The following is a 12,510-nucleotide window of genomic DNA, read 5'->3' as shown; positions in this document are numbered from 1 at the left end:
GGGTTCGAATCCCCTACGGGTCACCATCACATAAAAGATCGGGCTCTCCGGAGCCTTGATCTTTCTCTATATGGAGCTGTAGTGTAGCGGTTTAACATGCCGGCCTGTCACGCCGGAGATCGCGGGTTCGAATCCCGTCAGCTCCGCCAACATGCCTCGGTAGCTCAGTCGGTAGAGCAGAGGACTGAAAATCCTCGTGTCGGCGGTTCGATTCCGCCCTGAGGCACCAAGTCTGGGGACACAGGAGCATCATGCTCCTGTGTTTCTTTTTGCCCTGCACCCGGGTGTTCCCGGGCTCCCGTTGGGCCTGGGCCGGTCCGGTCTTATGGCTGTGCCGCCCCGGCGGCAGGTGGTAAACCCCTAGTTTGAGAAAAAGAGACTAAGAGCAAGGGACATTTATACCTGTTATGGTACCTAGACAGGGGGGGTGGCATGTGGTACAATGTTTGCACTCATATTAATACCAAGAGCCTATTGTCAGAAATTTATGACAATCATAGGCCGGAGGTGGTGAGCATCAAATTGTTGCAGCACTTTTCATGCTGATGGATGCTGTTTGCCGGTATACTACTGCAGTTAGGTAGAAGAACACATTTGGGAGGCCATATGGTATGATTATATGCCAGTTGTCATTGTTTTCCGTGCCTCACCGGACTGTCAGGCAGGAGATCATCGATGAAATAGTGGAACGGTTGAAATATTTTGAAGTGGAATACGAAAAAAATAAATTCTCCATTACCGTTTACGGCCGGGAGGATGACGTCTGGACAGCAGTGCAGGATCTATTTCACAGCCTGCGGCAAACATGCAGTAGTTCCATACTGCAAGCAGTGTTTCTTGAAGGAGATGTCCATCAACGGCAAAGGCCCGTGCTCGGCAAAGTAGCCTGTAAATAAAATTCCCCGGACCGCCCCCGTGAAGTATGGACTTTTCATGTGACATGCTTTACTATTATGGTAAGCAGTTTAATAGAATAATAAATAATAAAGCAGTTGTATGGTGATTTAGAAAGGGGCGATGCAACGTGTTCGGTTTGCTGCCAAGCATCGGGCCATGGGAACTGATCCTGATTTTGGCCATTGCACTTATCATTTTCGGGCCTGGTAAATTACCGGAGGTAGGCAAGGCCCTGGGCAGGGGCCTTAGGGAATTTAAATCGGCTGCCAAGGATATAACTGATTCCACCAAGATTGAACCTATCAACGAGGAACCGAAAAAAGAACCCAACAACAACTAACGGATGAGAGGAAGCACGAGTGGGATAGGTTTGCCTGTTCCGCTCTTTTTTCTGTTTATTTCCGGTATGGACATGGAAAGGAGTTAATGACCCTGAGCAGGCAGTGGAAGCACTTTTTGCTTATGAATGTTGCCCTGGTACTTGCCGCCTTGCTAAGCGGCGGCGGGCTCTGGGGCACCGGTGATTATACCGGCAAAGTGGTGGTACTGATGTACCATCACCTGGATCCCGAAGAGACCAGTTCCGCCACCATCAGCCCCGAAAAGTTTGGCCGGCACCTGGCCATGTTAAAAGAAGAAGGATTTAATGTGATCCCCCTGCAGCAGCTGGGGGATTTCCTGGCGGGAAAGGCGGAAGTGCCTCCCAAGGCGGTGGTCATTACTTTTGACGACGGCTATGAGAGCAATTATCACTATGCCTACCCGCAGCTCAAAGAATATGGTTTTCCTGCTGCCGTTTTCCTGATCGCCAGCCGCATCGGCCGGTCCGAGGGCGAAATACCGAAGCTCACCTGGAGCCAGATCCAGGAGATGCACCAGGCCGGCATCAGTTTCCAAAGCCACAGTTACGACGGTCATTACCAGGTGCCCGTTGATTTCTTGGGACGGCACAAGGCGGTTCTAGCGGCGGAGATTTATGATCCCCGCACCGGGACGAAAGAAGAAAGGGAAGCGCGGCAGCAGCGAGTGCTTCTTGATCTAAGAACCTCCAAAACCATCCTGGAAGATAGGCTGGGGAGCCCGGTGGAATACTTTGCCGCCCCCTTTGGCCAGTACGATGACGTGACCATCGCCGCGGCGGAGGAAGCAGGTTTTAAATACATATTCAGCATTAAACCCGGCGCGAACCGGAGGGATACCAATCCCTATAAGCTGCACCGGGTTAATGCCGGCAGTCCTGATATTTCCGCCGAAGACTTGAAAAAGTTAATCTTGAAAGCAGCCCGGTAGCAAAGCTGCCGGGTTTTTTTGTATAAGTTTCCCTCCTGGCAAGAATACTAGTGTCAACCAGAGGGGGATCAGCATGGTCGCGAAGCTGTGGCGCCGTTACGCCCATTGGTGCAGGTTAGCGCAGATTATCAAAATAGGGCTGGAGACCGGCTGGGCTTTTGCCAGGGAGGTTAGGAAAACCAATGGCCGGCGGCAGCCCGGCCATCCTTATCGCCATATCCGCCGGGGGATGGAAAGACTGGGCCCCACCTTTATTAAACTGGGGCAGTTCTTGAGTGCCAGGCCGGATTTAATCCCCGCCGGCCTGGCGGCAGAGCTGGCCCAATTACAGGATAACGTGGCCCCCATGTCCCGGGAGGAGATCACCTACCAGCTGGCAAAAGCCTTTGGCCGCCCGCCGGAAGCCCTTTTCCGGGTTTTTGACTACCGGCCTTTAGCCAGTGCCTCCGTCGCCCAGGTGCACCGGGCGGTCTTGCCCGGCGGGCAGGAGGTGGTGGTGAAAATCCAGCGGCCCCACCTGAAAAAGATTGCTCAACAAGACCTGGCTATTTTAAGAAAGCATGAGAGGCTCATCGCCCGCACCTTTCCCGGCCGCGTCGTGGATCTCGGTGAACTCATTGAGGACCTGTCCCGCAAGATCCAGCGGGAGCTGGATTTTACCGTGGAAGGCTTTAACATGGATGTTTTCCGCCGCATCCTGGCCCCCCTGGCCGGGGTGACGGTCCCCAAGGTGCACTGGGAGTACAGTACCAGGGAAATCCTGGTCATGGATTACATACCCCATGTCAAGCCGGAAGCCATGGAACTGCAAGCCAGGCGCCGGGCGGCTTACCTGGTGCTCCACTCCCTGCTGCGGCCCATTTTTCAGGAAGGGATTTTTCACGGGGATCCCCATCCGGGTAATATCCTCTTCCAACCCCAAGGGGAAGTGGCCTGGGTGGATTTCGGGACGGTGGGGCGGTTAGATGATACCTTCCGCCGGCGCATGGCCCTGCTGTTGTTTGCCGTCTCCCAGCGGGATGCCGGTAAAGTGGCGGAGTTGACCCTGGAATGGGGCCGGGTGGTGGGCCCTTATCACCCGGCCCACCTGTATGAGGATACCGCCGAGCTTTTGGACCGGATCTCCGGTTTCGGCAGCCGCTCCATTCATCTAGGCCACCTCATGGCAGGCATGGCAGAGATTTCTTTAAATCACCACATCAAGCTGCCGGAGAACTTTTTCCTCCTGGGCAAGGCTCTCCTGGCCGGGGAAGGACTGGCCAAAGCCTTGGACCCGGACATTAATTTCCTGGAGATTGCTCTCTCCATTGCCGATGCACACCTGCAGGAGCAGTTGATGCCTAGATTCGAACAGGATACTATTTACCTGCAAGGTTTGATCTATAAAGACGCCATCCCCCACCTGTACCGCCAAGTGGCGGAAGTGATGACCAACCTGGCCCGGGGGGAACAGCAGATCGTCTTCCGCCACGAGGGGCTGGCCCCTTTATCCCGGGCCATGGAAAGGGCGGGGCGGTGTATCTTCGCCGGCCTTCTCCTTGGCGCCGTCGTGTTGGCCGGCGGTCACACCTGGCTCCACTTTCTGACCAACCCCTGGGTCCTAGTGCCGGCGGCCCTGGTCCTGGGCTGGCTTTTCCTGCAGCCATTTATTAAAATCACTGGAAAATAGTGTTGACAAGAGCCTGTCTCCTGTGCTAAATTATTGCTAAATTATTGCCAGAACTTCATACCAGTCATGAGCCATGAAGGGGAAAAGTAGGTAATTGTGGTTTTTCCCAGAGAGCCGGGATGAGGTGGGAGCCCGGTAAAAACCCGGTTATTGAAGTTCTCCCCTGAGCTGCGAGCTGAATTCCCCAGGGGGATAGTAGGTGAGCCGGAACTCTGACCGTTAAAACAGAGGGGGTATCGGAAATCACGGATTTCCCGTACTCTTTAACAAGTGGGCCTTCTTATAGGCCAATTAGGGTGGTACCGCGGGTAACTCCCCGTCCCTTTGGGATGGGGAGTTAATTTTTTTAGCCGAAATACTGGAGAGGAGGATTTAGTGATGATTGTGGTGATGACCCCTTCAGCAACCGAAGCAGACATCCGGCGGGTGGAAGAAAGGTTGGTGGAGTTAGGCTTTAAGACCCATCCCATTTACGGGCAGGAAAAAACCGTCATCGGGGCCATCGGGGACAAGAAAGTGCTGAGCATGGAGGCGATTATCGCCCTGCCGGGAGTGGAGAAAATCGTCCCCATCATGAAACCATACAAAAGAGTCGGGCGGGAACTAAAACCGGACAAAACCCTGGTCCGGGTGGGCAACGTCACCATCGGCGGTGATGAGGTAGTGGTCATTGCCGGCCCCTGTGCCGTGGAAAGCCTGGACCAGATGTTGGAAGCCGCCCAAGCAGTCAAAGCAGCCGGCGCCCATATCCTGCGGGGCGGTGCCTTCAAACCCCGGACATCCCCCTATGCTTTCCAAGGCTTAGAGGAACAAGGGCTGGAATACCTGGTGGAGGCGCGGCGGGTGACCGGGCTGCCCATTGTCACCGAAGCGGTGGATCCCCGGGATGTGGAACTGGTGGCGGAACATGCCGACATGATTCAAATCGGCGCCAGGAACATGCAGAATTTCCGGCTCCTCAAGGAAGTGGGGATGACCGGGAAACCGGTGCTGCTCAAGCGAGGCTTAGCCGCTACCATCGAAGAGTGGCTCATGGCCGCCGAGTACATCATGGATGCCGGCAGCGACCAGATCGTCCTCTGCGAGCGGGGCATCCGCACCTATGAAACGAGTACCCGCAATACGGTGGATTTGAGCGCCGTGCCGGTGGTGCAGCAGAACAGCCACTTGCCGGTGATTGTAGATCCCAGTCACGGCACGGGCATTTGGAAGCTGGTGACCCCCATGGCCCGGGCGGCGGTGGCCGTCGGTGCCGACGGGGTGATGGTGGAGGTCCACCCGGATCCCGCCACCGCTTTGTGTGACGGGCCCCAGTCCCTGAACTTGGAGAACTTCGCACTTCTCATGGCGGAAATAAACAAGATCGCTGCCGCCATGGCCGGGCATTGAGCCTTTTGGTGCTTCCCCTCCGGTTGATATTTTGACAGCAAAGAGGCGGGAGGATTTCCCGCCTTTAAACTGCTGTAACACTATCCTTTGAGTTTCCGGCGCAGCTTGGCAATGGTGCGCAGGTTCCTGTAATACAACGGTTCCGCCACGTTCCATAACCAGTAGTAAAAAGGCGACAAGGGCAGGTCATATTCCCCGACAAACTCGGTAAAGGTGCCGTTGAAACCCCTCTTGAAGCGGTACAGGCCGTATAGAGGGTTATCCTCCGAAAGGTCGCCGGAGACGCCGCGAAAATCGTACAAGGTGCAGCCCCGGGCCTTAGCCCATCTAATCATCTCCCACTGGAGGAGGTAATTCGGCATCACGTTGCGGTGCTCGTTGGCGGAAGCACCGTAGAGGTACCAGGCCTTGTCCCCCAGGATCAGGGCCAAAGTGCCGGCAATGGCTTTTCCTTCATACTCCGCCAGGAATACTTTGCCCAGGTCATGTTCCACCAGCTCCTCCCACAGGGAGACGAAATAGGAAAAACTGCGAATCAAAAAGCGGTCCCTTTCCGCGGTGATTTTCAGAATATCATAAAAGGTCCTTAAGTCTTCCTTGTCCCGGGCGGCCCGCACCGTGACCCCTTTTTTCATGGCCAGGCGGATATTGTACCGGGTCTTGGAGTGGAAGTTGGCGAAGATCTCCTCTTCCGCAGGGCTGATATCCAGCCGGAAAACGAACTTGGGTTGGGTGCCGTCAAAGCCTTCCGCCGTTTTGGCCGGGCGGAAACCGGCTTTGGCCAGGTAGGTGGCAAATTCTTCCTCCTGCACCGGTATGTCCGGATCGATTTTAAGCATGATGGCGCCATGTTTCTGGGCCAGGCTCTTCACAGCCCGCCAGAGCTCATCCATCCCCCGGTAATCGTCCATGTGGGCCACCGGTCCCCGGGGCGCGTAGAACAGGGATTTGCCGATTACCGGAATCTGCCGCTTTAGGATGGAGAGGGCGGCGACGGGCTCCTCGTCCCGGTAGAGAAGGAGCCTGATGGGCTCCCAACCTGTTTTGGCTTTTACCTCGCCCCATTCCCAGGTCTGCAACACATGGCCCTTTGGATGGCGCGCTATGAAATCATTGAATAAGTCTCTTTCCTGGCTGGTCATGATGCGGCAGTGATAGGCCAATGAGTTAACCTCCTTCGCTGGTGAGCCGGAAAATACTTGAAAAAGAAGACTTCGGGAAACCCAAAGTCTTGCTGAAAACCTAATTGCTTGTCTGTTTCCACTGCAGGGCGGCTTCCACAAAATCGACAAAGAGAGGATGGGGACGGTTGGGGCGGGATTTGAATTCCGGGTGATACTGGGTGCCCACGAACCAGGGGTGGTTGGGTAGTTCCATCACTTCGACCACTTGACCGTCCTGGGAAACGCCCGTAAAAGCCATGCCGTAGCTGATGAACTGCTCCCGGTAATCGGTATTGAACACATGGCGATGGCGGTGCCTTTCGGCTATTTCCAGCCGGCCGTAAGCATCGTGAGCTTTGGAGCCGGGCTTGAGTATTACCGGGTAAGCTCCCAATCGCATACTCCCGTCGGACTGCAGCCGAATAATGGGATGGGGGGTTTGCTCGTCAAATTCGATGCTGTGGGCTCCTTCCAAGCCGCAGACATGCCGGGCGAATTCCACCGCCATCAGCTGCATGCCCACGCAAATGCCCAAAAAGGGAACGGATTTTTCCCGGGCCCACTTGATGGCTTTGATCTTGCCTTCCATGCCCCGGCCCCCGAAACCGCCCGGGACCAGGATGCCGTCTACTCCGGCCAGGTAGCTGTCCAGGTTATCGGTGGTTTCCAAATCGCCGGCCGGGACCCATTTGATCTCAATGGCCGCCCGGTGATGGATGCCGGCATGCCGCAGGGCTTCGATGACGCTTAAGTAAGCGTCCTGCAGTTCCACGTATTTCCCCACCAGGGCGATCTTAACCGAAGCCTTGGGGTTATTAACCCGTTCTAAGAGTTCAAGCCACTCGGACAAGTCCGCCGGACCGCAGTCCAGTTTGAGCTTGTCCACCACGATGTCATCCAGCCCTTGCTCTTTCAGCCTTAAGGGCACTTCGTAGATGCTCTTTACATCCACGTTTTGGATGACCGCATCTTTATCGATATCGCAGAAAAGGGCGATCTTTTCTTCCATTTCCGCTGATAAAGGTCTTTCAGATCGGCAGACGATGACGTCCGGTTGAATCCCGATGCTTCTAAGTTCTTTCACGCTGTGCTGGGTGGGCTTGGTCTTTGCTTCCCCGGCCATGGCGAGATAGGGTACCAGGGTCACATGGACGTAGATCACATTGTCTTTCCCGATGTCGCTTTTCACCTGGCGGATGGCCTCCAAAAAAGGAAGGGATTCGATATCCCCTACCGTACCCCCGATTTCCGTGATCACTACATCCGGGTTGCTCTCCCGGCCCAGCCGGTAGATCCGTTCTTTGATTTCGTTGGTGATATGGGGAATGACTTGTACGGTACTGCCCAAGTATTCCCCGGCTCTTTCCTTGGTGATCACCGACCAGTAGATCTTGCCTGTGGTAATGCTGCTGTTATGAGTGAGGTTGACGTCGATAAACCGCTCGTAGTGGCCCAGGTCCAAGTCCGTTTCCGCGCCGTCTTCCGTGACGAATACCTCGCCGTGCTGGTATGGACTCATGTTCCCCGGGTCCACGTTAATATAGGGATCCAGTTTTTGAATAGCCACTTTCAAGCCCCTGCTTTTGAGGAGCCTGCCCAAAGCGGCGGTGGTGATGCCTTTGCCCAGAGAAGATGCTACCCCACCGGTCACGAATATGTGTTTAGCCATGATGTCTCCTCCTGTTCTATACACCCAAATAATTTTATCCTGCCACCCTGATACTGTCAACAATATCAACCGGCCGGGGAGTTACATCCGCTCCGGAGCCCTCACTCCCAAAAGCTGCAGTAGGTTTCTCAGGGTAATCCGCACGCTGTTGACTAAAATTAAACGGGCGTCTCTTAAATCCGCTTCGGAGGTCAGCACCCGGCAGTGGGTGTAGAAATTATGGAATAAGCTCGCCAGTTCCCCGGCATAGTGGGTCAAGCGGTGGGGTTCCAGGGCCAGGGCCGCATCTTTGACCAGCTCCGGCAGTTCCGCCATCTTGCGCAGCAATTCCAGCTCCGTGGGATGAGTGAGGAGCTGCAGGTGGCACTCGGCGGCAGGTTTTAGCCGGATGCCTTCCTCTTCCGCCTGGCGCAAGATGCTGCAGATCCTCGCATGGGCGTACTGGACGTAGTAAACGGGGTTTTCGCTGGATTCCTCCTTGGCCAAATCCAGGTCAAAATCCAGGTGGCTGTCGGCGCTGCGCATGACAAAAAAGAACCGGGCGGCATCGGTGCCGACTTCTTCAATCAAATCGCTGAGGGTGATGTACCGGCCCGTCCTTTTGGACATGCGCACGATTTCGCCCCCGGAGAACAGGCGCACCAGCTGCATGACCACCACGGTCAATTGTTCCGGATCGTAACCCAGGGCTTTTAAAGCGGCTTTCATGCGGGCCACATGGGAATGGTGGTCTGCCCCCCACAAGTTAATGAGCCAGGTAAAGCCTCTCTCCAGTTTGTTTTTATGATACGCAATATCCGCCGCAAAGTATGTAGGAATGCCGTTATGGCGCACCAAAACCTCATCTTTTTCCAAGCCCAAGTCCCGGCCCTTGAGCCAGAGGGCGCCGTCCTTTTCGTAAACATAACCTTTAGCATCCAGCTCGCGGATGACCTTTTCCACGGCGCCGCTGTCATGGAGGGATTGCTCGCTGAACCAGACGTCGTAAGAGACGCCGAATTGTTCTAAAGTGCTGCGAATATGGGCCAGTTTTTCTTCCAAAGCGTATTTAATCAAGAATTCCCGGCGCAGGCTGCTCTCCATGCCCAGGTACTTGTCCCCGTCCCGGGCGATAATTCTTTTCACCGTCTCGATGATATCCTCCCCGTGGTAGCCCTCTTCCGGGAAAGGCACATCGTGACCTAAAAGCTGCAGGTACCGGGCTTCCAAGGATTTACCGAAGTTTTCGATTTGGTTGCCGGCGTCGTTGATGTAGTACTCTCGTGTGACCTCGAATCCGGCGGCGTCCAACAGGTTGGCAATGGCGTCTCCCAAAGCCGCCCCCCGGGCATTGCCCATGTGCAGCAAACCGGTGGGGTTGGCGCTGACGAATTCCACCATCACCTTGCGCCCTTGTCCCGCGCCGGAGCGGCCGTAGGCCGTATCTTCCCCTTCGATTACCGGCGGGACCTGGTACAACCAGCGGTGGTCCAGGCGGAAATTAATAAAGCCGGGACCGGCGATTTCAATTTCCGCCACCCAGGTGCCTTCTTTCTCAAAGTTTCTTACCAGTATCTCGGCAATCTGGCGCGGGGGCTTCTTGGCTTCCCGGGCCAGCACCATGGCCAGGTTGGTGGCATAATCGCCGTGGTTTTTATCCCGGGGTACTTCCAGCACGAAATCCGGCAGTTGGCTAAAGACCAGCTCTCCCTCGTTTTGGGCTTTTAAAGCCGCTTCCCGTAAAGCCGCGTAAATCCGTTCCTCCAGCTGTGCTACCAAATTCACGAAAACCTCTCCTTGTCTATATTAACCGATTTTCATATACATCCTACGTTAATATTACCAGCCGTGGCTGTCAAGTCAACCTCCACTTTGGATCTATTTTTGCCCGGGCCGTCCCGTTTTAAAAGAAGTATATAAAGATGAAGCAAGCTTTGGACTAACCGCGGCATCTATTAAAGAACATCCCTGCAACCACACCTGGTCATAATGCATGAGTCAGTTTCAGAATTAATGGAATATAGCAGCTAACAATATCCCTAACGCGACAAAGGTTGCGTGCCCCGGTCGGCGTCCTTTTTTTGGCCGTTTTGCCGGAGGTTGAGCCGGCAAAAAAGTAAGAGACCAGAATTTCACTGGTCCCTTACGGAACTATCGCTTTCCATAATCCCTTGTCTTCTTGTGCCGGTGCCCATTCGATGACGAGCTCCTTACCGTCGCCGGCCCAAGCCATGGACTTTACACCGCCTTTACCCGGGTCGGGAGTGATGGGGTAAAGCCCTTCTTTCTGGCCTTGGGCGGTAAAGGTCAGCAGGTAAGCACTGCCCTGGGCATCGGTAAAGGCTACTTTGCTGCCGTCCGGCGCCCAGCTCAATAAGCGCCCGCCGCCGACTTCCGATATTTTTTTCCAACTGGTCCCGGAGGGATGCCCTATCCAAAGACCTTGCCGGTTATTGGGGCCTTTGACACTGACGGCGATTTTCCCCTGGTCGGGAGACCAAGCGATAGCTTGGAGGCTTCCTTCCAACTTGGCGACGGCTCTGTCCTGGGTGCCGTCCCGTTTGATCACGCGCAGGTAGCCGTCCTTGCCGTAGGCAATTTGCGTGCCGTCAGGGGACCAGGCCGGGCCGCAACTGCTGTCCGTGGCGGCAACCACGGTGCTGTCCTGGCCGTTGGATACTACGACCTGGTTTTGATTGGTCCCGGTGGCGAGCAGGTAACTAATCTCGCCTTTAGTGGACCAAGCAGGATATTGAATTTCTCCCTCTTGTTCCACCGGGGCGACTTTAACGGCGCCGCCGGCCAAATCGTCAATGTAAAGGGATACACCCTGTTCAGACCGGTGTAAATAAGCTAACCTTTGACCGTCGGGAGACCAGACGGGATTACCCAGCACCCCTTTGGCCGTTTCCCCGGCGAGCCGGAAGGAGTCTGTGCCGGGATGCCAAGTCCAGATGGTCAGCCGCTCGCCCGGATTACCGGTGAGGTACTTTAACTCCTGGCCGGTGAAAATACCGCTGCCGGGCTGGCTGTCGCCGGTGAGGGGTAGCTTCTCCAGCGCCACGCTCTTAATGGTGTCAATTTGTTCCACCTGAGCGGCCTTGAAGGGGCCTGCCGGGGCCGGTACTTCCTGGGCAGGAACCGGTATTTCCGGCGGTGTTACCTGGGCCACCTCGATCCCGCCGGGCGGTGCTTGCTCTCCCGCCGGCTTTTGCTGTTCCAGGCCTGTTGGCTCACCGGCCTGTGCCGGTGGAGTCCGGTCCGGCTGCTGTGCCGGTTCATTGCTTACATCCCCGCTGCCCGGGACCGGGGCGGTGGTGTCTCCCTCTAACTGATCGGACCGCTGTACCGTGCTGCCCTCTTGGTCAGCCTGATCAGTGCCCGGTTGCTGCTCCTCAGTTTGTTCTCCGACCGTTTCCACATTAGCCGGTAAATTCTCCGGGGTTGGCGTCCTGGCCAGTTGGAAGCCGCCGTTAAACAAGGAAGTCAAGGATACGGCTGCCATCAGTATGGCTACCGAGGCTACCTGGGCCCAGCGGCGAAGAGTTCTAAAGCTGTGCCACAGCGGGGCCTGCTCCGGCAGGGCTTTTTTCGTTTCCGCCGGCTGTTCAGGCTGGATCCCGTCCAGCGCCGCCATCACCCGGTCCACAAAATCAGCCGGAGGCTCTACCGGTGTGCAATATTTTTCCAGGAGGGCATGAGTCTGTCGAGCGTACTCCAATTCCTGCTGGCAGTACGGGCATTGGGACAAGTGGCCGAAGAAAGCCCTTTCCACTTGGCCTGCCAAGCAGCCGTCGATGTAAGTATAGATTAAACTTCTAGCTTCCTGACATCTCATGAGATACCCCCCTTTCTAAAATGAGATTCAGCCTCTTCTGCAGCAAACTGCGACCGCGGTAAAGCCTGGTTTCAATCGTAGTGATGGGTAATTCCATCACATCGGCAATTTCCTGGTAGGAAAGTTCCTCTAAATACCGTAAAACCATAGGTATGCGATAGTTTTCAGGCAGCTCAGCCAGAGCCTGCTGTACCAGTCTTTGGAGTTCCTTGCGCTCGAATTGGGCCTCCGGCCCTTCCGGACCGGTGGGCACCAACGGTCCGAATTCGATGATCTTGTCAAGGGGTACCTCTTGAGACGGTTTTCTCCGCAGATATGAATAACAAACATTGGTTGCCACTTTGTACATCCAAGGGAAAAAGGGTCGATTGGCATCATATTTGGAGAGAACCTGGTACACCTTGATAAACACTTCCTGTGCCAAATCCTGGGCGTCATCTGGGCTATTGGTCAGGCGATAGGCTAGGCTGTAGATTTGTTTCTGGTACCTTTGCACGATGACCGCAAAAGCTTGGCGGTCCCCGGCTAGGGACTTCTGCACCAACACTTCGTCAGGAAAATGTTCCAACCTATCACTTCCTTATAGACCCTTCTGTAACTAAATACTACCCTTGCC

General features: G+C 55.3%; 10 protein-coding genes, 2 tRNA genes and 1 other annotated feature. Of the genes, 7 read left to right on the top strand and 5 right to left on the bottom strand.

The window, feature by feature from the left end:
* Nucleotides 1-72: 72 nt before the first annotated feature.
* The 7 genes from GXX34_06320 (at nucleotide 73) to aroF (ending at nucleotide 5,245) form a co-directional block, all read left to right on the top strand.
* Nucleotides 73-149: transfer RNA gene (locus GXX34_06320), tRNA-Asp, on the top strand.
* Nucleotides 150-153: 4 nt separating this feature from the next.
* Nucleotides 154-229 (top strand) — tRNA-Phe (locus tag GXX34_06315).
* Between the two features lie 382 nt (nucleotides 230-611).
* A complete protein-coding gene (locus tag GXX34_06310; GenBank protein ID HHW07133.1) occupies nucleotides 612-896 on the top strand; it encodes a hypothetical protein in 285 nt (94 codons plus the stop codon).
* A gap of 140 nt (nucleotides 897-1,036) precedes the next feature.
* A complete protein-coding gene (tatA, locus tag GXX34_06305) occupies nucleotides 1,037-1,237 on the top strand; it encodes a twin-arginine translocase TatA/TatE family subunit (protein ID HHW07132.1) in 201 nt (66 codons plus the stop codon).
* A 122-nt stretch (nucleotides 1,238-1,359) separates the two neighbouring features.
* A complete protein-coding gene (locus tag GXX34_06300) occupies nucleotides 1,360-2,187 on the top strand; it encodes a polysaccharide deacetylase family protein (GenBank protein HHW07131.1) in 828 nt (275 codons plus the stop codon).
* A 73-nt stretch (nucleotides 2,188-2,260) separates the two neighbouring features.
* A complete protein-coding gene (locus tag GXX34_06295; protein HHW07130.1) occupies nucleotides 2,261-3,856 on the top strand; it encodes an AarF/ABC1/UbiB kinase family protein in 1,596 nt (531 codons plus the stop codon).
* Between the two features lie 64 nt (nucleotides 3,857-3,920).
* Nucleotides 3,921-4,183: a binding site (T-box leader), on the top strand.
* A gap of 51 nt (nucleotides 4,184-4,234) precedes the next feature.
* Nucleotides 4,235-5,245, top strand: coding sequence for a 3-deoxy-7-phosphoheptulonate synthase (gene aroF / locus GXX34_06290; protein HHW07129.1), 1,011 nt, complete (start codon nucleotides 4,235-4,237; stop codon nucleotides 5,243-5,245).
* An 80-nt stretch (nucleotides 5,246-5,325) separates the two neighbouring features.
* Here the strand turns inward: aroF and GXX34_06285 are convergent, their stop codons facing one another.
* From GXX34_06285 to GXX34_06265, 5 genes are all read right to left on the bottom strand, one after another.
* Entirely contained in the window at nucleotides 5,326-6,408 is a 1,083-nt protein-coding gene (locus GXX34_06285) for a peptidoglycan bridge formation glycyltransferase FemA/FemB family protein (GenBank protein HHW07128.1), read from the bottom strand.
* Between the two features lie 79 nt (nucleotides 6,409-6,487).
* Entirely contained in the window at nucleotides 6,488-8,077 is a 1,590-nt protein-coding gene (locus tag GXX34_06280; protein HHW07127.1) for a CTP synthase, read from the bottom strand.
* Between the two features lie 81 nt (nucleotides 8,078-8,158).
* Nucleotides 8,159-9,841, bottom strand: coding sequence for an arginine--tRNA ligase (locus GXX34_06275; GenBank protein ID HHW07126.1), 1,683 nt, complete (start codon nucleotides 9,839-9,841; stop codon nucleotides 8,159-8,161).
* Nucleotides 9,842-10,199: 358 nt separating this feature from the next.
* Nucleotides 10,200-11,894: a hypothetical protein gene (locus GXX34_06270; protein ID HHW07125.1), complete on the bottom strand. Its 1,695-nt coding sequence runs from the start codon at nucleotides 11,892-11,894 to the stop codon at nucleotides 10,200-10,202.
* On the bottom strand, nucleotides 11,875-12,462 hold the full coding sequence (locus tag GXX34_06265; protein HHW07124.1) for a sigma-70 family RNA polymerase sigma factor: 588 nt from the start codon (nucleotides 12,460-12,462) through the stop codon (nucleotides 11,875-11,877). Before GXX34_06265 ends, GXX34_06270 begins: the two co-directional genes overlap by 20 nt.
* Nucleotides 12,463-12,510 lie beyond the last annotated feature (48 nt).

Source organism: Clostridia bacterium, from assembly GCA_012840125.1.
In the GTDB taxonomy this organism is placed as follows: Bacteria; Bacillota; DULZ01; order DULZ01; family DULZ01; genus DULZ01.
This window is presented reverse-complemented; position numbering and strand designations above follow the sequence as displayed.